The organism is Prauserella cavernicola (genome assembly GCF_016595675.1).
GTDB lineage: Bacteria > Actinomycetota > Actinomycetes > Mycobacteriales > Pseudonocardiaceae > Prauserella_A > Prauserella_A cavernicola.
Window position 1 is genome coordinate 742,817 of record NZ_JAENJH010000002.1, and the last position, 19,734, is coordinate 762,550.

The window sequence follows — 19,734 nt, forward strand, 5'->3', positions numbered from 1 at the left end:
CGCCCGGGCTCGTGAGCGGCGCACGCGTCGCTCACGAGCCGCTTCTCGAGGAGTTCTTTCCATGGCGATGTCTCGGCGCCAGCGTGCGCGGACCTTCCGCGGCGTGCAGTACGGCGTCCTCGTCCTCGCGGTTGTGCTCATCGCGGTCTTCGCCGACTGGGGCACGATCCGCAACGCGTTCTTCAACCTGGACGCCGCGGCGACGCAGTTCCCGGAGATCCTCTCCACCGCGCTCGTCAACACGATCATCTACACCGGCCTCGGCTTCGCCCTCGGCCTGGCACTCGGGCTCGTGCTGGCACTGATGAAGCTGTCGTCGGTGGGCCCCTACCGGTGGCTCGCCACGATCTACATCGAGTTCTTCCGCGGCGTGCCCGCGCTGCTCGTGTTCATCGCGCTGGGCTACGGCGTGCCGCTCGCGTTCCAGCTCCGCTTCGACATCTACTCGACGGCCGCCATCTCGCTGGGCCTCGTCGGTTCCGCCTACATCGCGGAGACACTCCGGGCGGGCATCCAGGCGGTGCCGCCCGGTCAGGTCGAGGCGGCCCGCTCGCTCGGCATGTCGCAGTCGCGGGCCATGATCACGATCGTGATCCCGCAGGCGTTCCGGATCATTCTGCCGCCGCTGACCAACGAGCTGATCCTGCTCACCAAGGACTCGTCGCTGATCTATCTGCTCGGGCTCGCCAGGACCGAGTACGAGCTGGCGAAGTTCGGCCGGGAGGGCCTGAACGCGACGGGTTCGCTGACCCCGATCCTGCTCGCGGGCCTGTGCTACCTGATCATCACCCTGCCGCTCGGCTACCTGTCGCGGTACCTGGAACGCAGGACCGGCCGCAAACAGGACGAAGGACTGAAGGTGACCGCATGAGTGACGTGATCATCGAGGTCTCCGGCCTCCACAAAGCGTTCGGCAATCTCGAGGTGCTCAAGGGCATCGACATGAGTGTCAAGCGCGGCGAGGTCGTGTGCATCATCGGGCCCTCTGGCTCCGGAAAGTCCACGCTGCTGCGCTGCGTGAACCTGCTCGAGGAGCCCAACGCGGGCACGGTGCTGGTCAACGACTTCGAGATGACCGACCCGGACGTCGACATCGACAAGGCGCGCCGCGGCATCGGCATGGTCTTCCAGGGCTTCAACCTGTTCGGCCACCTCTCGGTGCTCGACAACCTCACCATCGCCCAGCGCAAGGTGCTCAAACGCGACGCCGAGGAGGCGAAGTCGGTCGCGAAGGAGAACCTGCGCAGGGTGGGGCTCGAGGAGAAGATCAACTCGATGCCCTCGCAGCTCTCGGGCGGCCAGCAGCAGCGCGTCGCCATCGCGAGGGCGTTGTCGATGCAGCCCGCGGTGATGTTGTTCGACGAGCCGACGTCGGCGCTCGACCCGGAGCTCGTCGGCGACGTGCTCGGCGTGATGCGCACGCTCGCGAACGAGGGCATGACGATGCTCGTGGTGACTCACGAGATGCAGTTCGCCCGCGAGGTCGCCGACAAGGTGCTGTTCATGGACGGCGGCGTCGTCGTGGAGGAGGGTCCGCCGGCGCAGGTCATCGGGGATCCGCAGCACGAACGCACCCAGACGTTCCTGCGTCGCGTGCTGAATCCGGTGCACGCGCACGACTGATCCGGGAACCAACCTCGCTGCGCGGTCGTCCAAGTACAGGGAGTGCTTGTTGCGGCCGAGCAGCAGAGGAGATGCGTGATGCCGGGTTTTCGCCGAGGGGGCCGCGAATCCGGCGAGGGTGAGGACGGTCAAGTCGAGGCCGTGGAGCAGGAGCGCCCTCCCTTCGACCCGTTCGCGCCGCATCCCGACCGCCAGTACGAGCTCAAGGCCGCCGACCTGCTGCGGCCGTTCACCGAGCCGGGCGGGGTCGGGCTGCGGCGCTGGCGCAGGCAGGCCACCAACGCGCCGATCGTGCAGGTCGAGGACGCCTACATCACGGGAAAGCTCGACCTGCGCGCCGCGGACCTGCAGTACCTGTTCCGGTTCGAGCGCTGCCGGTTCGAGGAGCCGCCGGACGTACGCGAGGCGAACCTGCTCGGTCTGGTGTTCCGCAAGTGCTGGCTGCCCGGCCTCAAGGCCCGCAACCTGCGCAGCCGCAACGACGTCCGGCTGATCCGCTGCCTGGTCGAGGTCGACTCGGGCAGCTCGGACGCGGAGACCACGGTTCGCAGGGCCGAGGACTTCGAGCGCGGCCTTCCCGACGCGGCGGTGAACCTCACCGACGCCGTGATCGAGGGTTCCGTGGTGCTCACCCGCACGCGGATCTACCACCCGCGCGGCAAGGCCATCCAGGCCGACCGGCTCGTGATCACCGGCGCGTTGCTGGCGTACAGGATCGAGGCCAGCGGCGAGGTCCGCCTGCCCGGCATGCGCGCGGGCGGCAACGTGAACTTCTCCGGCGCCACGCTCGACAACCCCGACGGGTTCGCGCTCAACGGCAACGGCATGCAGGTGGGCGGCAGTCTCCTGTGCGAGGTCGACAACTTCGGCCGCCGGACGGACCGTCGTCGCTTCACGGCCAACGGCATGTTGTTCATGCCCAGCGTCAAGGTCTCCGGCGACATCGTGCTCCGCGGCGGACGGCTGGTGGTGGACCAGACCGGCGACATCGTGGTGGACGCGTGGAAGACCGGCGACTGGTACGTCGACCCGCGGCCCGCACTGATCGCCGACCGGCTGCACGTCGAGGGCAACATCGAGCTGAGCGACCAGCTCGACGTCACGGGCACGATCCGGATGGTCAACGCCCGGCTCGGCGGCTCGCTGCGCCTCGCGGGCGCGCGGATCAAGGTGCTGCGCGGGCAGACGCCGCCGTTCCACGACCGGGCGGTGCACCTGGACGGCACCGAGATCAACGGCGACATCGACGGCAAGGGCATGTGGGCGGAGGGCCAGCTGCGCCTCGCCGATGTGAAGGTGCGGGGCAACGTGCTGATCGCGGGAGCCACGTTCTTCCACCCCGAGCGCGACGTCGTGTCCGCGCGCCGAAGCACAGTCTCCGGAAACCTGCTGCTCACCGACTGCGCGGTGACGGGAACACTGCGGCTGCAGGGCATGAACGTCGGCGGCAGCATCGACCTGCGCGGCACCGACGCCGCCCAGCCCGAGATCACCGACGCCGGCAGCTGGTCGGTGGACCTGCGTGCGGTGCAGGTCGCGCGCAGCCTGCTGCTGATGGCCAACCGCGACCGGCCGTTCCGTGCCAAGGGCGGCGTGACGATGGACGGCGCGGTGGTGAAGCGCCAGATCGACTTCACGGGCGCGGAGCTGTACTCGATGCCGAGGGACGGCATCGCGCTCGACGCTGGCGACACGACGGCCGACGAGTTCGTGCTCGCCCCGATCGTCGCGCCCGAGGGCACGGTGGTGCTGCGCCGCGCGCACTGCGGAACCCTGTCCGACACCCCGGCACTGTGGAAGGCCACCGGCGGTCTCGAGCTCGAGGACTTCCGCTACGACGCGCTCGACACCCCGATCGACCTCCGCGACGACAAGACCGTCAAGGGGCGGCTGGAACAGCTGCACGACGCCATGCCCGGCTATCGGCCTGGGCCCTACGACCAGCTCGCCACGATGCTGCGCACGAGCGGCAACGAGGAGCACGCCGACACCGTGCTGCTGAAGAAGCAGCAGTACCGCTACGAGTCGCTGGCCAAGGGCAACCGGGTGCTCGGGCTCGGCGTGCGGCTGTGGAGCTGGCTGCAGCGTTCGATGGTCGGCTACGGCTACCGGCCCGTCCGCGCGCTGGCCTGGCTCGTGATGCTGCTCGTGGCCGGCAGCCTGTGGTTCGGTGTCCGCGAGGACGACTGCGTACTCGACACCGAGCGCTTCGAGGTGGTGGGCGAGCGCTGCGCGGTGAACCGCGACGACTCGGGCCTGGAGTGGAACCCGGTGCTCTACACGGCCGATCTGCTGGTGCCCATCGTGGACTTCGGCAACAAGGGCCGCTGGTTCATGGCCGACGAGGACAAGTGGGTCTCCACCGGGTTCACGGCGATGGGCTGGGTGCTGGCCACCACGGTGGCCGCCGGTGTGACGCGCACCCTGCGACGCAACGGCAGCTAGCCTTCCGCAATGTCAACGAGGACGAAGCCGACCGCACGCGCGGAGATCGAAATCGACGCGCGGCCCGAGGACGTGTACGCGCTGGTCAGTGATCCCGGCGTGCTCGCCGAGCTGGCCGGGGAGTACACCGAACACCGTTGGTTGGGCGAGGCGCGTGGAGCGCGGCCGGGCGCCAGGTTCGTCGGCCGCAACCGCAACGGCTCCCGGCGCTGGAGCACGGTGGCCACGATCACCCACGCCGACGAGGGCAGCCGCTTCGCGTTCGACGTGGCGTTCGGCCTGATCCAGGTCTCGCGCTGGCAGTACGACCTGGAGCCCACCGAGCGGGGCTGCCGGGTCGTGGAGAGCACGTGGAACCGCTCGCCGCAGTGGTTTCGCATGCTGGTGGGTCCGTTCATCGGCGTGCGGCCTGACGAACGGGACGTGCGCAACCAGCGCAACATCGAGGCCACGCTGGCGGCGCTGCAACGTCGGCTGGCCCCCTGACCACGGACGGGTAACGCGGGCTCGCGCGGGGGCGATGTGCGGTTGTCGCCCCTCCCCCGACAGCTAGGCACCCCACCCATGCGCATCGCCGCCTCGGTCATCGCTTCGAGCGTCGCCGCTCTCGCCTCAGCCGCCGCCCTCGCCGGCTGCGCGAGCGAGCCGCCTGCCTCGGTATCCACCCCGAAGCTCAGCTACACCGGCACCCCGCCGACCGTCACGCTCACCGAACCGGCGGGCGGACCGACCCGGGACCGTAACTGACGTCGCGAAACAATCTGAAACGAACGCTTATTACATACCCCTGCCGGGTGGATCACACCCCCCGGCAGGAAGTTCCGGCGAATCCGTCGAGTTCACTACTTGTGTGAGTGCTCCAACGCTGCGCCAGAACGTGCGCGCACCCGAGCTGACCGGACAGACCTGGCTCAACACGGGTGGCAAGCAGATCAAGCTCGCCGAGCTGCGCGGACGGATCGTCCTGCTCGACTTCTGGACCTCCGGGTGTATCAACTGCCTCCACGTGCTCGACGAGCTGCGCCCGCTCGAGGAGGAGTTCGCCGACGTGCTCGTCACCGTCGGCGTGCACTCCCCGAAGTTCCTGCACGAGGGCGAGACCTCGGCCATCGAGGCCGCCGTCGAGCGCTACGGCGTGCACCACCCGGTGCTCAACGACCCCGACCTGACCAACTGGCAGCAGTACGCCGTCAAGGCGTGGCCGACGCTGGTCGTCGTGGACCCCGAGGGCTACGTCGTGCACGTGGCCGCCGGTGAGGGCCACGCCGAGGCGCTGCGCCGCGTGCTCACCGAGCTGGTCTCCACCCATGAGGCCAAGGGCACGCTGCGCAGGGGCGGCAGCCCGTACGTGCCCGTCGAGGCCGAGGCCACCGAGCTGCGGTTCCCCAGCAAGGCCGTCGTCACGGCCGAGGGCCGCGTGCTCGTCGCCGACACCGCCAACCACTCGATCGCCGAGTTCGCCTCCGACGCCGAGACGCTGGTGCGCCGCTTCGGCAGCGGCGAGCGCGGCGAGGCCGACGGCGCGTTCGACGTCGCCCGCTTCGCCGAGCCCTCGGGCCTGGCACTGCTGCCAGCCGAGGTCGCCGAGAAGGCCGGCTACCACCTGGTGGTCGCCGACACGGCCAACCACCGGCTGCGTGGTGTCGACCTCCGCACCGGAGGCGTCACCACGGTGGCGGGCACGGGCGCGCAGTGGCGCGACGGCTCCTCCGACGGTCCCGCACTCGACGTGGACCTGACCAGCCCGTGGGACGTGCGCTGGTGGGACGCCGCCGGTGGCGTCGTGGTGGCGATGGCGGGCAACCACACGCTCGGCCTGTTCGACCCCGTCGACGGCACGGTCAGCCGGTTCGCGGGCACCACGGTCGAGGGCCTGCGCGACGGCAAGGCCGCGGAGTCGTTCTTCGCGCAGACCTCCGGGCTCGCCGTGGGCAGGGACCGGCTGTGGCTCGTCGACGCCGAGACCTCGTCGCTGCGCTGGATCGAGCCCGCCGGCGACGACTTCGCCGTCTTCACCGCCGTCGGCACCGACCTGTTCTCCTTCGGCCACCGCGACGGCAAGGCCTCCCAGGCGCTGCTGCAGCACCCGCTCGGCGTCGCCGTGCTCGCCGACGGCACCGTGGCGATCGCCGACACCTACAACGGAGCCATCCGCCGCTACGACCCCGCGTCCGGCGAGGTCGGCACGCTCGCGAGCGGCCTCGCCGAGCCCGCCGGGCTCGTCGTCACCGACGCGGGCGTGCTCGTGGTCGAGACCGCGGCACACCGGCTGCGCAGGCTCGACGTCTCCGGCGCCGGCCACGTCGAGGGCGAGGCGCACGCCGTGCGCAGGCCGCCGACCGTGCTCGCCCCTGGCGAACTGGACTTCACCGTGGTGTTCGTGCCGCCGCCCGGCGAGCGGCTCGACGACCGGTTCGGACCCTCGACCAGGCTCGAGGTGAGCGCGTCACCACCGGAGCTGCTCGCCGACGGCGGTGGTGGTGGAACGGACCTGACCCGCACCATCAAGTTCGCCGAGGGTGTCACCGAGGGCGTGCTGCAGATCGTCGCGCAGGCGGCGAGCTGCGACAGCGACGCCGAACACCCCGCGTGCCGCGTCACCCGGCAGGACTGGGGCGTGCCGATCCGGCTCCAACCGGACGGCGAAGCGAGCCTTCGCCTGGTTATGGCGGGCAACCCGGCGACGTAGCATGAGTCTCGTGTCAGACAGCAGGAGCCCGGTCGCGCCGGACGCCAAACTCGAGATCCAGATGCTGCACGACCGTGTGCTGGTCCGGATCCCGGTCGACGAGGGGGAACGCCGCAGCAGCAGCGGCATCGTCATCCCGGCGACCGCGCAGGTGGCGCGACGCCTGTCCTGGGGCGATGTCCTCGGGGTCGGCAACAACGTCCGCAACGTCAAGGTCGGCGACCGGGTGCTGTTCAACCCGGACGACCAGCTGGAGGTCGAGATCCAGGGGGACGCCTACCTGGTGATGAGAGAGCGCGACATCCACGCGATGGCCAGTGAGCGGGCGGAACACGGTACGGGCTTGTACCTTTAGCAGCCATCCGTCGGCGGAGGGGGTCGAGGGTGCGGGAGGAACACGACTGGCCGGACTGGGACACCGATCCCGTGCCCAAAGCCGTGCCGCAGGCCTTCTCCGCCTATCCGCGTGCCGCTGACGACGACGAGCTGCTCGACGAACTGTTCGAGCCCGAGCCGAGGCAGGTCCAGCCCACCACGGGCAAGCGGGTCCGCAGAGGCGTCGGCAGGGCTTTCGTCATGGCGGGCCTGGCCGCGGTCGCCTTCGTGGTCCTGTACGCGGCCGACCTGTTCTTCAGCGTGGGCGAGGTCCCGCGCGGCGTGACGGTGAGCGGGGTCGAGGTCGGCGGGCTGAACCCGTCGGCCGCGGAGGACACGCTGCGCCGCGAGCTCGAACCGCGGCTGACCGAGCCCATCTCGGTGCGGGCGGGTGACGTGAACACCACGCTCGAACCCACCGACGCGGGGCTCAGCCTCGACTGGCGCTCCACGGTCGAACAGGCGGGCAGCCAGCCGCTGAACCCGCTGACCCGCATCGCGTCGTTCTTCACCTCGCGCGAGGTCGGGGTGGTGAGCAGGGCCGACGACCAGCAGCTGCGCAAGGCGCTGCAGACCCTGGCGGAGGAGCGCATCGACCACCGGGTCGTCGAGGGCGGCATCGGCTTCCACTCGGTGGAGGACGACGGCAGCGCGGTGCGCCCGTTCGCGATCCGCCCGAAGGACGGACAGCGGCTCTCCGACGTCGACGGCGCCATGACGCTGGTGAAGCGGGGCTGGCTCAACCACGCGACGGTGGACCTGCCGGTGGCCGTCACGTCCCCGGTGGCGACGCTGGCCGGGGTGCGGGCCGCGCTGCGGCAGGCCGAGCCGTTGGTGTCGGGGCCGGTGACGCTGCAGGGCGAGGGCCGGACGGCTGTGCTCACGCCGAGGGACATCGGCGCCGCGCTGCGCTTCGCGCCCGTCGGCGGCGGTGGCCTGGAGCTGACGCTCGACCGTGGCAGGCTGCAGGCGTCGGTGCGCCCGCAGCTGGCGGGCACCGAGAGGCAGCCGAAGGACGCGGCGCTGCGCCTGGTTGACAACGGTCCCTCGATCGAGCCTGCCGAGCAGGGCAGGCGCATCAACTGGGAGCGCACCTTCCAACCGTTCCTCGACGTGGCAGGGCGGCAGGACGCGAGGGACCTCGGGGTCGCCTACGACCTGCGCGAGCCGGAGGTCACCACCGAGGCGGTCGCCGACCTCGGCATCAAGGAGGTCATCGGCGAGTTCAGCACCGGCGGCGCGAGCGAGGCGGCGGCGCCCAACCTCGCGACGATGGCCGCGGCGGTGAACGGAGCCATCGTGCGGCCTGGCGAGACGTTCAGCCTCGACGCCCGCACCGGCCCGCGAACGGGCTCGCGCGGCTACACCGTCGCGCCGGCCAACGAGGACGGCACGGGAGCCGACGTGCTCGGTGGCGGCGTCTCGCAGTTCACCTCCACGCTCTACAACGCGGCCTACCTCGCCGGGCTGACCGACGCGGGCCACACCCCGCACGAGCACTACGACGAGCGCTACCCGCTCGCGCGCGACGCGATCTCGCTGCGTTCCGACGGTTCCGGCGTGGATCTGGCGTTCACCAACAACCTGCGCAAGGCGGTGGCCATCAGCGCGAGCTCGGGCGGTTCCGGTGTCACGGTGAAGATCTGGGGCACCCGGCAGTACCGCGTCGAGGTCTCGGAGGGCTCGCGCACCGGCCTCGAACCGCCCGACGTGCGCCGCGAGGAAGGCCCCGACTGCACGCCGTCGCGGGGCGAGTTCGGCTTCACCGTCTCGGCCACGAGGGTGCGCTACGAGGTCGACGGCGGCAGGGAGGCCGGCCGCGAGACCCAGCAGGTGCGCTACGCGCCGAAGCCGGTGGTGCTCTGTGCGCCCGGGCGCGGCTAGCAGGGTTACCGCAACACGACGCAGTCGCCTGCCCCGAGCTCCGGCAGCCAGTCCGGTACGCGCAGCTCGCGGTTCCAGCGCAGGTCGAGCTTGGCGAGCCTGGGCAAGCACAGCAGCGAGTCCGGCAGTTCGCGCAGGCCGTTGTCCCGCAGGTCGAGCAGGCGGAGGTCGCTGAGCGCGCCGATCGAGTCCGGCAGGTGGCTGATGCGGTTGCCGCGCAGGTGCAGTTCGCGCAATGCGGCCAGTTCACCGATCGAGTCGGGCAACGCGCGCAACCGGTTGTGGTAGAGCCGCAGCTCGCGCAACGCGCTCAGGCCGCGGATGTTCTCGGGAAGTTCGGTGAGTGCGTTGTCGGTGGCGCCGAGGTAGCGCAGTCCGGAGAGGCCGAAGAGGGAGTCCGGAAGAGACGTCAGCCGGTTGTCGCTGAGGTACAGGTACTCGGTGAGGTTCGGCAGTTCGCCTATCTCGTCGGGCAACGACGTGAACGCGTTGTGTCCGAGGTCGAGTGTGTGCACGTGCGACAACCGGCTGATCCGTGGTGACAGTTCGGTCAGTTCGTTGTCCGCGAGGATCAGCACCCGCAGTTCGCGAAGGTCCCACAGCCAGTCCGGCACCGTCGTGAGGCGGTTTCGGTAGGCGTTCACCTCCCTGATCCCGGCCGGCTCCCGTGCCGGGCCGGGAAAGGTGGTGAGTCCCTGCTCGCTCAGGTCCAGCGTGTGCCTATCCACAGTGGACCAAGTTACTAGGTTCGAATGCCCTTTTTCCTGCCGCCGTAGAGGTTTGCCGCAAGCGTGACGCCGATGGCGGCGACGACGACCTGGGTGATGAACTCGAGCCAGTCCCATCCGTCGGTGTCGGCGTAACCGAGGCCGCGCGCGATGGCCGTGCCGATGAACGCTGCCACGATGCCGACCAGGATGGTCAGCCAAATCGGGATTCCCTGCTTGCCCGGGGCGAAAAACCGGCCGAGCACGCCGAGCACCAGCCCGACCACGATCGCGGCGAAGATTCCAGAGACAGCCATGGTCTCCACTCCTGTTCAAGGTCAACGAATGACCGAACAGGAGTACCCAGAAGGTCCCCTGGTAACCCCGAAAAACGGCGAAGCCCCGTGGCCGCGAGCGCGGCCACGGGGCTTTCTGGGGGACGGGTCAGAACGCCGCTTCGGGCAGCTCCATCAGCTCGTTGTCGGCGGCCTCGACCACCGCGCGCCGGGAGGTGAGCTCCGGCAGCACGTCCTTCGCGAAGAACGTCGCCGCCGCCACCTTGCCCTGGTAGAACGCGGTGTCCCTGGCCGAGACCTTGCCGCCCTCACCGTCGAGCTTGGCGAGCGCGACCTCCGCTCCCTTGAGCAGCTGCCAGCCGATCACCAGATCGCCCGCCGAGAGCAGCAGTCGCACGGTGTGCTGACCGACCTTGTAGGAGTTGTTCACGTCCTCCTGCGAGGCGCTCAGGTAGCCGATCAGCGAGCCGAGCATGCCCTGGACGTCGTCCAGCGCCTGCTTGAGCAGCGCCCGCTCATTCTTGAGCCTGCCGTTGCCCGCCTCGGACTCGATGAACTTCGTGATCTCGCCCGCGAGGTAGGTGAGTGCCTTTCCCTTGTCGCGGACGATCTTGCGGAAGAAGAAGTCCATCGACTGGATCGCCGTGGTGCCTTCGTACAGCGAGTCGATCTTCGCGTCGCGGATGTACTGCTCGATCGGATAGTCCTGCAGGAAGCCGGATCCGCCGAGGGTCTGCAGCGACTGCACGAGCTGCTCGGTGGCCCGCTCCGAGCCGACGCCCTTGACGATCGGCAGCAGCAGGTCGTTCACGCGCTCGGCCAGGTTCAGCGAGTCCTCGTCGCCCTCGCCGATCCAGATCTGGTCCTGGAACGACGCGGTGTAGAGGTACACGGCGCGCATGCCCTCGGCGTAGGCCTTCTGCAGCATCAGCGAGCGGCGCACGTCGGGGTGGTGCGTGATGGTGACGCGCGGCGCGGCCTTGTCGAGCTGCTTGGTGAGGTCGGGACCCTGCACGCGCTCCTTGGCGTACTCGAGCGCGTTGAGGTAGCCGGTCGACAGCGTCGCGATGGCCTTGGTCCCCACCATCATGCGGGCGTACTCGATGACCTGGAACATCTGCGCGATGCCGTTGTGCACGTCGCCGAGCAGCCAGCCCTTGGCGGGAGTGCCGTGCTGGCCGAACGTGAGCTCACAGGTGGTGGAGACCTTGAGGCCCATCTTGTGCTCGACGTTGGTGACGAAGGCGCCGTTGCGCTCACCGGGCTCGCCGGTCTCGCTGTCGAAGTGGAACTTGGGCACGAGGAACAGCGACAGGCCCTTGGTGCCGGGCTTGGTCTCGACGCCGGGGCCCTCGGGGCGTGCCAGCACCAGGTGCATGATGTTCTCGGTCATGTCCTGGTCGCCCGAGGTGATGAAGCGCTTGACGCCCTCGAGGTGCCAGGAGCCGTCCTCCTGCTGCACGGCCTTGGTGCGGCCCGCGCCGACGTCGGAGCCGGCGTCGGGCTCGGTGAGCACCATCGTCGCGCCCCACGCGCGCTCGATCATGAGCTGCGCCCAGCGCTTCTGCTCGTCGGTGCCGTTCTTGTCGACGATCATGGCGAAGTTCGGGCCCGCCATGTACATGAACAGTGCCGGGTTGGCGCCGAGGATCAGCTCGGACGAGGCCCACTGCACGGTCGGGGGCAGGCCGAAGCCGCCGAGGTGGTTCGGCAGGCCGATGCGCCACCACTCGCCGTCCCACAGCGCCTGGTAGCTCTTCTTGAACGACTCCGGCAGCGTGGCGGAGAAGGTCTTGGGGTCGTAGACCGGCGGGTTGCGGTCGGCGTCGGCGAAGGACTCGGCGAGCGGTCCGACGGCGAGGTTGTTCAGCTCGGACAGCACGCCACGCGCCGTCTCCTCGTCGGACTCGGCCAAAACACCCTTGCCGAGGCGGTCCTGTACGCCGAGCACCTCGAAGAGGTTGAACTCCAGGTCTCGGACGTTGCTCTTGTAGTGGCCCATGTCGTCGCTCCGTACGGGTCGTTCGGGATTCCGGCTGGGCGCTCCTGGTTCGGACATCACTGCCCTACTCGCCGGTAACTTCAAGAATATTACCTGCGGGTAACCGACGGCAAGGCGGATGCCACTTTTGTGATGAAGAGATCCCCTATGTGGGTCCGTTCGGAGCAGGCCTGGCCGCGTTCTCGCGCGGCGTGACCGTGGCGTCGTCGGACCTGGCGATCAGTATTCCGCTGCGGAACGCGGTGGTCACGGCGTGCGTGCGATCCCTGGCCGACAACTTGCGCAGGATGCTCTTCACGTGGGTGCGCACGGTCTCCACCGACAGGAAGAGGACCTTCGCGATGGCGGAGTTCTCCAGTCCTTCGGCCACCAGCTGCAGCACCTGGTACTCCCGGCGCGACAGCGGCATCTGCGGCCGCTGCGCAGTGCTCAGCACCTGGCCGTTGGCGCTCGGCTGCCGCTTGGGACGCGCCGTCAGCGCGGCGAGCGAGGGATCGATGTAGCGGCGGTCGACGTGCGCCCTGCGGATCGCCTCGGCGAGCCGCCTCGGCTCGGCGGAGCGCGGCAGCACACCGTGCGCCCCCGCGGCGACCGCGGTGGTCAGGAACTGAGCCGTGCGCTGCGGCTCCCGCACCAGCACGACGATGACGAGCGTGGGGTCACCGTCGCTGAGCAGCCTGATCAGGTGACTGTGCGGATCGAAGCCGGAGTCGACGATCACGATGTTGGGACGGAGCTGTTCGCAGAGCTGTAACGACGTGTGGTGGTTGGTGGCGTGGCCGACCCAGCGAAGCCCGGGCGTGCGACTGATCAGCGCGTTGAGCCCCTCGCGAAAGATCGGCACGGGGTCCAGTGCCGCGACGGTCAACGCGCGGGTCCCCGCGGCGCCGAGCGTCGGGGCCGGCCTGCCCCTGTCCATGCTGTGCGTCATTCGTACTCCGTCTCCAACACGCCCTCGTTCCAGAGCGCGCTCCACTCGCCGTGATCACCCGGCCCCCCGTGCGAGGTCGCCCTGTGCTCCGGTGCTGGGACGTGCGTATGACGACCTCGTGACGCTTTGGACGACCATTCAATTAATCCATGACGGAGTTTCCCTCGTTCGGGGGGCCCGGCCTAGTTGAGCTGGAGTTATGTGCCCGCCGGTTCCTGCGACACTGGGTCACTGAACAGCCGCGCGCAGTTGTGCGAACTCCTCGGCGAGCGCGGCAGGCGTCCAGTGCGCGTTGAGCCCGCTCGGGTTGGGCAGCACCCAGAGCGGCGTGTCGCTGACCTGCTCTTTCTGAGGCCCGACGACGGCCTTCGGTCTGCCGAAGGCGGTGCGATAGGCGGTGATGCCGACGATCGCGAGCAGCCGAGGGCGGTACTTCGCGACCTTGCGGGTGAGATCCTCGCCACCGGCGCGCAGTTCCTCAGCGGTGAGCTCGTCGGCTCTGGCCGTGGTCCTGGCGACGAGGTTGGTGATGCCGAGCCCGTAGGACGGCAGTTCGCCCTGCTCGCTCGGCGCCAGTTGTCTCGGCGTGAAGCCGCCGCGGTGCAGGGCAGGCCAGAACCGGTTGCCGGGGCGGGCGAAGTGGTGGCCGGTGGCGCCTGAGTACAGCCCCGGGTTGATGCCACAGAAGAGCACCCGCAACCCGGGCTCGATGACGTCGTCGATCGTGCGGCCGTGCGCCGCTGCGAGCTGATCGGCGGTGGGACGGTCTGGCATGACAGCAGTCTCGCCGCTGATCGAGTGGTAGGGAGGGCCAATGCCTGTTCATGTCATCGCGATCGCCGTCGACTGCGCCGACGCGGAAGCACTGGCCGCGTTCTGGCGGGAGGCACTGGGCTATCCGGAGCCGCACCGCTGGAGCGATGCGGACGGGAGACGGTACGTGCAGCTCGACGGCGACCCGCCGCTGCTCTTCCAGCCGGTGCCGGAGGGCAAGACCGGCAAGAACCGGCTCCACCTCGACGTCGCGCCCGCGGAGGGCGACCAGTACGCCGAGGTGGACCGGCTCGCGGGGCTGGGGGCCACGGTGCTGTCCGACGAGAGCAGGCATCCGTGGGTGGTGCTGGCAGACCCGGAGGGCAACGAGTTCTGCGTCCTGCCGGCGCGCTGACCTGCTGGGGTGGCGCGATCCGCTCCCGAGTGCGTACTCTGTGTGATCCGCCACACACGACGCATCAAGGGGGATGACGTGCAACTGGCGTTGGTCATCGGCCTCGCGGTGCTGTTACTCATCGCCGCGGGTGCCACGGTAGTGCTGGAAGACCGCCGTGCGGCACGGCGTCATGCGCAGCAAAGACAGGCGCGGCTGGCCAGACTTGGTGAGCACGACCCGCTGGCGTCGGCACCGTTGCCTGCTGGGCTGGGACAGCGTCCTCCGGGCTGACGTCCTGGGCCATGTGGCGCAGCGTCAGGAAGAGAGCCGCGGCGACCCATCCGAGCAGCGCGCCCGACGTGTTGGTCATGAGGTCGTCGATGTCGAAGATCCGGTAGACCATGGGCGCGGTGCCGAAGTTCGCGGTGATCTGTGTGAGCTCGATCAGCAGCGAGGCTCCGAAGCCCCACAGCACGGCACGGCTCGCCCGCTGGTTCCACAGCACCTTCGCGAAGATCCCGAGTGGCACGAACAGCAGCACGTTCATCGCCACCTGCTGGAACGTCTGCGTGAACAGTGCCGCCGAGCCCGGCTGGTCGTACTTGGCCAGCTCGGTGCCGATGTCTGCGACCCACTGGAAGGGCACGAGCTGCACGGTCTGCTCCAGCGCCGGGGTGTTCGGCCCGGGCAGCGGCAGCAGCACGACGGCCACAGCGAGGCACGCGTAGAGCGTCACCGCCCCGCTGACGACGATGCTCCGGGTCCGCACCCGCCCGTACCGCGCGCGCTGCGTCGATACCTGGATGGCGAGGACGATGCCCCACACGATGAGAAAACCGAGGAGGCCGTATCCCAGTGCCGTCTGCTGTGCCCAAGTCATGATCTAGACGTTATGGCTGGCTGACCTGCTCTGACCTCGGTCGAAGGGCTGTTGATCACCCCCTGCATCGGCCATCCGGCCGAGGGCCGTCCGGCTGGCCGGGCTCCCGTTTCGCCAAGACCGCGGCCGCCGGCCGGACCGAGAATGGGCGGATGGCGACATGGGAAGACGTGGTGGCGATGGGCTCGCGGTTGCCCGAGGTCGAGGAGTCGACGTGGTACCGCACCCCGGCGTTGAAGGTCGCGGGCAAAGGCTTCGCACGGTTGCGCACTGAATCCGAGGGCGGACTCGTGCTGATGTGCGGGCTCGACGAGAAGGCCGCGCTGCTGGAGTCCGGCGACCCGGCGTTCTACACGACGCCGCACTACGACGGCTACGGGTCGATCCTGGTCGATCTGGCGGCCGTCGACGAGGACCAGCTCGGCGAGCTGATCGAGGAGTCGTGGCGGCTCAAGGCTCCGGCCCGGCTGCGGAGGGCCCTGGACGGTTGAGGCGCGCGTGGCGGGCGAACCAGCTGATCCACGCCCGCTGCCACGGAGCCTCGACCGCGCGGCGGCGGTAGTTCGCGCGGGTCCAGGCGAACGCCTCGCGTGGCGTGAGCCCGGTGAGGGTGGCCAGGCAGGCCATGGCGGTGCCCGTGCGGCCGATGCCGCCGTGGCATGCCATCTCCACGGCCTGGCCGGTCCTCGCGCGCTCGTGCAGCGCGACGATGCTCGCCGCGGCGGGTCGCCAGTGCGAGGGCAGCCAGCCGTCGACCCAGTGCACCCACTCGTGTTCCCAGGTGAGCGAGGCGTCGTGGCGGCGGTGGAGCACCCCGGCGCCGAGGTAGAGCCCGAAATCGGGTCGCGGCCCCTCTGGCGCGGCCTCGCGGAGTCCCCGGCCCCGGACCCACACGCCGTCCGGCAGCCTGGTCGCGCCGAGCAGAGGCGGCCCTGCCATGCCCGATTATGGGGACCCGCCGCGGTGCCGGGGCAACGACGACCGGCTATTCGGCTGGCGGCGTTCGTAATGTAGTCAGCATGACCAGCGTCCGACTTGTCCGTAGTTCCCAGCTGTCGTCCGTCGCCGAGTACGCCTACGCCTCCGCCGTCTCCCTGTCGGCCGAGCGACTGATCTTCGCCGCGGGCGCGTGCCCGCTCGATGCCGAGGGCAACACGGTGGCCGTCGGCGACGTCGCCGGTCAGGCGAAGCAGGTGATGGACAACCTCGACGTGGCCCTGCGCGAAGCGGGAGCGACACTGCGCGACGTCCTCAAGACCACGGTGTACGTCGCATCGGCGAAGCAGGACGACCTGGTGGTGGCGTGGGAGGTCGTGCGCGCCCGCTTCGGTGACCACGACGCCCCGAGCACGCTGCTCGGCGTGGCGGCCCTGGGCTACGACGACCAACTGGTGGAGGTCGAGGCGGTAGCCGCCGTCTAGCCCAGATCACTACGCTGGCGTGCTTTTCACGAAAGGGCTTTCGATGTCCGACGAGCTCGACGACGCGCAACTGTCCGCCAAGCTCGTGAACGGCCTGCGCCCCACCCGGGTCACGCTCGCCGACCACGACCCCGCGTGGCCTGCCAGGTTCGAGGCCCGCGCCTCCGAACTGCGCTCGATCCTCGGCGAGCGGGCGAGGCTGATCGAGCACATCGGCTCCACGTCGGTACCCGGACTCGCGGCGAAGCCGATCATCGACATCGTGGTGGGCATCGACGACCCGGACGACGAGGCGGCCTACCTGCGCGACCTCGAAGCGGCGGGCTACGACCCGCGGGTGCGCGAACCGGGCCACCGCTGCCTGCGGGCGGGCGAGCCGGACGAGCCGGTGAACCTGCACTGCTACCCGCCTGACGACGTCGAGGTGCGCCGCTATCTCGCCTTCCGCGACCGCCTCCGCGCCAACGATGCGGACCGCGAGCTCTACGAGGCCACCAAACGAAAACTGGCCGAACGCGAATGGGCGGACATCAACTACTACGCGGAGGCGAAACGCCCGGTGATCTTCGAGATCCTGGCGAGGGCGGGCTGGGTCGAACCAGTCCGAAGTGGACCAACCAACTGAACGTCCAGACAGCCGATCATTCTCGGACGAGTGAGCCGCGCAGCTTCTCGTCGGGGGGAAACTGCCCGGTTGCGAGGTAGTTCTCCCAATCGGCCCGCTCGAAGACACAGTTGCCCGAGCGGATCCGCTCGAACTCCGCACCGGCCCATTGCACGGCACGCCACAGATCGGCGTCGGCCTCGCGGCTGTATCGGCTCATCGTGGTCGTGCCCGTGCGTCCTCGCGTGCAGAAAACGCCGTGGTTCGTACTCGCGAGCAGGTCCGGTCGCTGCAGGAAGCAACCGTCAGTGTCCAGGCCGGGCAGACCCGGAGTGCGGCTACCGAGCACACGCCAGACGACAGGTGCCCCCAGGAGCTCGCCGACGCGAGTGCGCCAGAAGAGGTCGTTGCAGTCGGTGCCGGTCACCACGGTGAACGCCTCGCTCACGAATGGTTCCGTTCGCCGTTGCTCGGTTCCGACGTGGCGCACGGTCAGGTCGGTGGCGACCAGCCGAGTCGAGCCCGGCCAGGTGGGAATCGAGATCGCGATCCGCCCATCGACCTCGGCCGTCTCGATCGGGTCCAGGATGTCGCTCGGGCCGCGCTCGGTCGGCGGGTCGAGTTCGCCCGCGCCTGTGGTGACAAGTTCGTACACGTCGAGCGTGGAGTGATCGCCGGGAAGAAGCCCGAGTCGAAGGCACTGCTCGAGAACCAGTGTGATCAAGCCGTCCCCAGACCGCGTGATCTGAGCCAAGCGTCCGCCGTCGAACGCGTCGCGCTCGTCGAGCCAGACATCGAACGACGAACAGTCGGAGAATCTGGTCACGGCGCCATTATCGAGTGAGCCGTTGCCCGACGTCGACGAGTCAGAGCGGTCCGAAGTGGATTCCCGGCAAGCGAAAGGCCCGCTTCCCTGATCGGGATGCGGGCCTCGTGAGCTGCTGGAACAGCCTTGGAGCGGATGACGGGAATCGAACCCGCGTTCTCAGCTTGGGAACCAGCGTGATCATGCTGGAAAGTAGCCCTGAGCTGCGGGCGCGGGTGTGCGCAGGGTACCGCTGGTGACCGTAGTTGACCGGCCTTAGTGGCACGCTAATGGCATGCGCTGTCAGGGGCGACCAATCGACCTTGGTTACGAATCGATGTCGGCTGCCCGCTCTGAGTAACACGCCGACTTGCATGACGACTCTCCTCACGTCAAGTAGATCTTCATCGTCGGAGGGACCGATGCTCGGAGCTGGTGGGGTTCTTCCGCCGGGCAAACATGTCGTCACCATTGACGAGTTCCACACGCACTTTGTCGATGCGTTCGGCGACTCGACGAGTCGTAAGAGGCTGTTTGTGCGTTGGCAGAGGCACCGGGAGGCGCTGAGCAGTGTGTTGCCTATCCACTCGCAGTGGATCAACGGCAGCTACGTGACCAGTAAAATCAACCCTGGTGATGTCGATGTTGTGACGTTGTTCGATGGCGAAGCGTTCGATGGGCTGGCTCCGGGCTTGCAGCAGATGGTGGGTGCCATGTTGGCCGGGAAACAGACCAAGCACGTCTGGGGCATCGACTCGTATGCGCTGCCGATCTACCCGGATGGGCATAGCCTTGCCCCTGAGACGTTGAAAGCGAAGGATCATTGGGACTGGTTCTGGCAGCGAATTAAGGACGTCGAGGGCGCTGAAAAGGGCTACTTGGAGGTCATGGCATGAGGTCGCGAGCAGCTCTGCGCGCTGACCTGGTGCGTCTTGAGCGCACCCTCTCGGCCCTCCAGCCTGCCTCGTCGAGTCCAGCCGTTGCGCTGTTGCGCTCTGGTATCGAAGATGTTCGCGACGATCTGGCGTCTGACCTGGCTGTCGCCGAGCGCACGCGACTAGAGGTGACCCTAGACGGCGCGGCAGTGAGCGGATACGAGATTCGTGTTGATGCCTTGACCAGGATCCTTCACAGCCTGCAGGAAGCCGTGGCCGCGATCGGGCAAGCGCTTGTCGGCAAGGCGACGAGTCGGTCTTCTATCCCCGCGGCGTTGCGTGATCAGACTGCTCTTAGCCTTACGGCTGTTTTTCCTGGGTCGTTTGGTGCAGTCTTGCAGGGCCCATCTGCGAGGCCTCGGCAAGATTCCTTCTTCGATCGCGAAGACGGCGATGGGCCGTCACCCCTCCTCGATCAGTCGTTGGACAAGATGCTGACGTTGATTGATTTGGCAGCCACCAACCCGGAGGACGATTCCTCGATTGTTGAAGAGGTACTTCCTCTTGGTGGGCGAGCATTTAAGCACATCAACAACCTTTCAACTGCGATCGTTGATGAACAGATAAGTGCCCAGTTGAGCTGGACGGCGCCCACTGGTCAGAGCCGTGACACGTTGTTTACTCGAACCGCAGCGCGGCGACTCGGTGACGTTCTGAGCCGTAACAGGGTGACTGAGGAAGAAGTAATCCTTGAAGGGGCTCTCGGAACGGTTAGCAATATTCGAAATCGAGTTGAACTGGACACTGGTGACGGAGTCATTCAAGCTCGCGTTGTGGACGAGCTAGTACCACGGCTCGGCGACTTCTACAGTCACCGCGTGAGAGGCTTGTTCGAGGTCAGTGTTGCCCGTTCGTTGGCGACTGGGCGCGAGACCCGTGTCTACAGCCTTGTGGACCTGGAGCGTCTTGATGCGCCCAGGGAGTAGCTCCTAATCTCCCCGTCCCCTTCGCCCTTGCTGATCCGTTGCGTCGAGGCGGTCGTGTCAA

The 19,734-nt window shown here is 68.5% G+C and carries 22 protein-coding genes; 14 read left to right on the top strand and 8 right to left on the bottom strand.

Going from position 1 to position 19,734, the window contains the following annotated elements:
- Positions 1-61 precede the first annotated feature (61 nt).
- The 8 genes from JHE00_RS10175 to JHE00_RS35835 all read left to right on the top strand — a co-directional run bounded on the left by JHE00_RS10175 (position 62) and on the right by JHE00_RS35835 (position 9,016).
- Positions 62-871, top strand: coding sequence for an amino acid ABC transporter permease (locus tag JHE00_RS10175; RefSeq protein ID WP_200317269.1), 810 nt, complete (start codon positions 62-64; stop codon positions 869-871).
- On the top strand, positions 868-1,623 hold the full coding sequence (locus tag JHE00_RS10180) for an amino acid ABC transporter ATP-binding protein (RefSeq protein WP_230423193.1): 756 nt from the start codon (positions 868-870) through the stop codon (positions 1,621-1,623). The genes JHE00_RS10175 and JHE00_RS10180 overlap by 4 nt, the downstream gene beginning before the upstream one ends.
- A 78-nt stretch (positions 1,624-1,701) precedes the next feature.
- On the top strand, positions 1,702-4,068 hold the full coding sequence (locus JHE00_RS10185) for a translocation/assembly module TamB domain-containing protein (RefSeq protein WP_200317271.1): 2,367 nt from the start codon (positions 1,702-1,704) through the stop codon (positions 4,066-4,068).
- A 9-nt stretch (positions 4,069-4,077) separates the two neighbouring features.
- Entirely contained in the window at positions 4,078-4,554 is a 477-nt protein-coding gene (locus tag JHE00_RS10190) for an SRPBCC family protein (protein WP_200317273.1), read from the top strand.
- A gap of 78 nt (positions 4,555-4,632) precedes the next feature.
- A complete protein-coding gene (locus tag JHE00_RS10195) occupies positions 4,633-4,815 on the top strand; it encodes a hypothetical protein (protein WP_200317275.1) in 183 nt (60 codons plus the stop codon).
- A gap of 130 nt (positions 4,816-4,945) precedes the next feature.
- Positions 4,946-6,757: an NHL domain-containing thioredoxin family protein gene (locus JHE00_RS10200; RefSeq protein ID WP_200318300.1), complete on the top strand. Its 1,812-nt coding sequence runs from the start codon at positions 4,946-4,948 to the stop codon at positions 6,755-6,757.
- Position 6,758: 1 nt separating this feature from the next.
- On the top strand, positions 6,759-7,112 hold the full coding sequence (locus JHE00_RS10205) for a GroES family chaperonin (protein WP_200317277.1): 354 nt from the start codon (positions 6,759-6,761) through the stop codon (positions 7,110-7,112).
- 29 nt (positions 7,113-7,141) lie between these two features.
- Positions 7,142-9,016, top strand: coding sequence for a VanW family protein (locus JHE00_RS35835; protein ID WP_200317279.1), 1,875 nt, complete (start codon positions 7,142-7,144; stop codon positions 9,014-9,016).
- Positions 9,017-9,021: 5 nt separating this feature from the next.
- Here JHE00_RS35835 and JHE00_RS10215 read toward each other — a convergent pair whose 3' ends face one another.
- The 5 genes from JHE00_RS10215 to mug form a co-directional block, all read right to left on the bottom strand.
- A complete protein-coding gene (locus JHE00_RS10215; RefSeq protein WP_307831881.1) occupies positions 9,022-9,744 on the bottom strand; it encodes a leucine-rich repeat domain-containing protein in 723 nt (240 codons plus the stop codon).
- A 14-nt stretch (positions 9,745-9,758) separates the two neighbouring features.
- Complete coding sequence (locus tag JHE00_RS10220) at positions 9,759-10,040, bottom strand: GlsB/YeaQ/YmgE family stress response membrane protein (RefSeq protein WP_200318301.1); 282 nt, start codon at positions 10,038-10,040, stop codon at positions 9,759-9,761.
- Positions 10,041-10,167: 127 nt separating this feature from the next.
- Positions 10,168-12,021 carry an acyl-CoA dehydrogenase gene (locus tag JHE00_RS10225; RefSeq protein ID WP_200317283.1) on the bottom strand — a complete coding sequence of 618 codons (1,854 nt, stop codon included), beginning with the start codon at positions 12,019-12,021 and terminating at the stop codon, positions 10,168-10,170.
- 145 nt (positions 12,022-12,166) lie between these two features.
- The gene (locus JHE00_RS10230; protein WP_200317285.1) at positions 12,167-12,952 is read right to left on the bottom strand and encodes a LuxR C-terminal-related transcriptional regulator; all 786 of its coding nucleotides are present in this window, start codon (positions 12,950-12,952) and stop codon (positions 12,167-12,169) included.
- A 228-nt stretch (positions 12,953-13,180) separates the two neighbouring features.
- Positions 13,181-13,726, bottom strand: a complete 546-nt coding sequence (mug, locus tag JHE00_RS10235; RefSeq protein WP_200317287.1) for a G/U mismatch-specific DNA glycosylase — start codon at positions 13,724-13,726, stop codon at positions 13,181-13,183.
- 40 nt (positions 13,727-13,766) lie between these two features.
- Between mug and JHE00_RS10240 the strand changes: the two genes are divergently transcribed.
- Positions 13,767-14,120 carry a VOC family protein gene (locus JHE00_RS10240; RefSeq protein ID WP_200317289.1) on the top strand — a complete coding sequence of 118 codons (354 nt, stop codon included), beginning with the start codon at positions 13,767-13,769 and terminating at the stop codon, positions 14,118-14,120.
- Between the two features lie 118 nt (positions 14,121-14,238).
- Here the strand turns inward: JHE00_RS10240 and JHE00_RS10245 are convergent, their stop codons facing one another.
- Positions 14,239-14,982, bottom strand: coding sequence for a VanZ family protein (locus JHE00_RS10245; RefSeq protein WP_200317291.1), 744 nt, complete (start codon positions 14,980-14,982; stop codon positions 14,239-14,241).
- 152 nt (positions 14,983-15,134) lie between these two features.
- On the opposite strand from JHE00_RS10245, the gene JHE00_RS10250 reads away from it, so the two are divergent.
- The gene (locus JHE00_RS10250; protein WP_200317293.1) at positions 15,135-15,473 is read left to right on the top strand and encodes an MmcQ/YjbR family DNA-binding protein; all 339 of its coding nucleotides are present in this window, start codon (positions 15,135-15,137) and stop codon (positions 15,471-15,473) included.
- On the opposite strand, the gene JHE00_RS10255 is transcribed toward JHE00_RS10250, so the two are convergent.
- On the bottom strand, positions 15,433-15,921 hold the full coding sequence (locus tag JHE00_RS10255; RefSeq protein WP_200317295.1) for a protein-tyrosine phosphatase family protein: 489 nt from the start codon (positions 15,919-15,921) through the stop codon (positions 15,433-15,435). The genes JHE00_RS10250 and JHE00_RS10255 overlap by 41 nt on opposite strands.
- An 80-nt stretch (positions 15,922-16,001) precedes the next feature.
- Between JHE00_RS10255 and JHE00_RS10260 the strand changes: the two genes are divergently transcribed.
- Positions 16,002-16,403, top strand: coding sequence for a RidA family protein (locus JHE00_RS10260; RefSeq protein ID WP_200317297.1), 402 nt, complete (start codon positions 16,002-16,004; stop codon positions 16,401-16,403).
- 43 nt (positions 16,404-16,446) lie between these two features.
- Positions 16,447-17,028, top strand: a complete 582-nt coding sequence (locus JHE00_RS10265; RefSeq protein WP_200317299.1) for a GrpB family protein — start codon at positions 16,447-16,449, stop codon at positions 17,026-17,028.
- 16 nt (positions 17,029-17,044) lie between these two features.
- Here the strand turns inward: JHE00_RS10265 and JHE00_RS10270 are convergent, their stop codons facing one another.
- Positions 17,045-17,833, bottom strand: a complete 789-nt coding sequence (locus JHE00_RS10270) for a hypothetical protein (RefSeq protein WP_200317301.1) — start codon at positions 17,831-17,833, stop codon at positions 17,045-17,047.
- 401 nt (positions 17,834-18,234) lie between these two features.
- Between JHE00_RS10270 and JHE00_RS10275 the strand changes: the two genes are divergently transcribed.
- Both JHE00_RS10275 and JHE00_RS10280 read left to right on the top strand, forming a co-directional pair.
- Positions 18,235-18,708, top strand: a complete 474-nt coding sequence (locus tag JHE00_RS10275; RefSeq protein ID WP_200317303.1) for a DUF6932 family protein — start codon at positions 18,235-18,237, stop codon at positions 18,706-18,708.
- Entirely contained in the window at positions 18,705-19,673 is a 969-nt protein-coding gene (locus JHE00_RS10280; protein WP_200317305.1) for a hypothetical protein, read from the top strand. The genes JHE00_RS10275 and JHE00_RS10280 overlap by 4 nt, the downstream gene beginning before the upstream one ends.
- Positions 19,674-19,734: the final 61 nt, after the last annotated feature.

Excerpts from the sequence above, each read along its gene's own strand:
- JHE00_RS10175 (WP_200317269.1), top strand. The coding sequence starts at position 62 with ATGGCGATGTCTCGGCGCCAGCGTGCGCGGACCTTCCGCGGCGTGCAG.
- JHE00_RS10180 (WP_230423193.1), top strand. The coding sequence starts at position 868 with ATGAGTGACGTGATCATCGAGGTCTCCGGCCTCCACAAAGCGTTCGGC.
- JHE00_RS10185 (WP_200317271.1), top strand. The coding sequence starts at position 1,702 with ATGCCGGGTTTTCGCCGAGGGGGCCGCGAATCCGGCGAGGGTGAGGAC.
- JHE00_RS10190 (WP_200317273.1), top strand. The coding sequence starts at position 4,078 with ATGTCAACGAGGACGAAGCCGACCGCACGCGCGGAGATCGAAATCGAC.
- JHE00_RS10195 (WP_200317275.1), top strand. The coding sequence starts at position 4,633 with ATGCGCATCGCCGCCTCGGTCATCGCTTCGAGCGTCGCCGCTCTCGCC.
- JHE00_RS10205 (WP_200317277.1), top strand. The coding sequence starts at position 6,759 with ATGAGTCTCGTGTCAGACAGCAGGAGCCCGGTCGCGCCGGACGCCAAA.
- JHE00_RS10220 (WP_200318301.1), bottom strand. The coding sequence starts at position 10,040 with ATGGCTGTCTCTGGAATCTTCGCCGCGATCGTGGTCGGGCTGGTGCTC.
- JHE00_RS10225 (WP_200317283.1), bottom strand. The coding sequence starts at position 12,021 with ATGGGCCACTACAAGAGCAACGTCCGAGACCTGGAGTTCAACCTCTTC.
- JHE00_RS10230 (WP_200317285.1), bottom strand. The coding sequence starts at position 12,952 with ATGACGCACAGCATGGACAGGGGCAGGCCGGCCCCGACGCTCGGCGCC.
- mug (WP_200317287.1), bottom strand. The coding sequence starts at position 13,726 with ATGCCAGACCGTCCCACCGCCGATCAGCTCGCAGCGGCGCACGGCCGC.
- JHE00_RS10240 (WP_200317289.1), top strand. The coding sequence starts at position 13,767 with ATGCCTGTTCATGTCATCGCGATCGCCGTCGACTGCGCCGACGCGGAA.
- JHE00_RS10245 (WP_200317291.1), bottom strand. The coding sequence starts at position 14,982 with ATGACTTGGGCACAGCAGACGGCACTGGGATACGGCCTCCTCGGTTTT.
- JHE00_RS10250 (WP_200317293.1), top strand. The coding sequence starts at position 15,135 with ATGGCGACATGGGAAGACGTGGTGGCGATGGGCTCGCGGTTGCCCGAG.
- JHE00_RS10255 (WP_200317295.1), bottom strand. The coding sequence starts at position 15,921 with ATGGCAGGGCCGCCTCTGCTCGGCGCGACCAGGCTGCCGGACGGCGTG.
- JHE00_RS10260 (WP_200317297.1), top strand. The coding sequence starts at position 16,002 with ATGACCAGCGTCCGACTTGTCCGTAGTTCCCAGCTGTCGTCCGTCGCC.
- JHE00_RS10265 (WP_200317299.1), top strand. The coding sequence starts at position 16,447 with ATGTCCGACGAGCTCGACGACGCGCAACTGTCCGCCAAGCTCGTGAAC.
- JHE00_RS10275 (WP_200317303.1), top strand. The coding sequence starts at position 18,235 with ATGCTCGGAGCTGGTGGGGTTCTTCCGCCGGGCAAACATGTCGTCACC.
- JHE00_RS10280 (WP_200317305.1), top strand. The coding sequence starts at position 18,705 with ATGAGGTCGCGAGCAGCTCTGCGCGCTGACCTGGTGCGTCTTGAGCGC.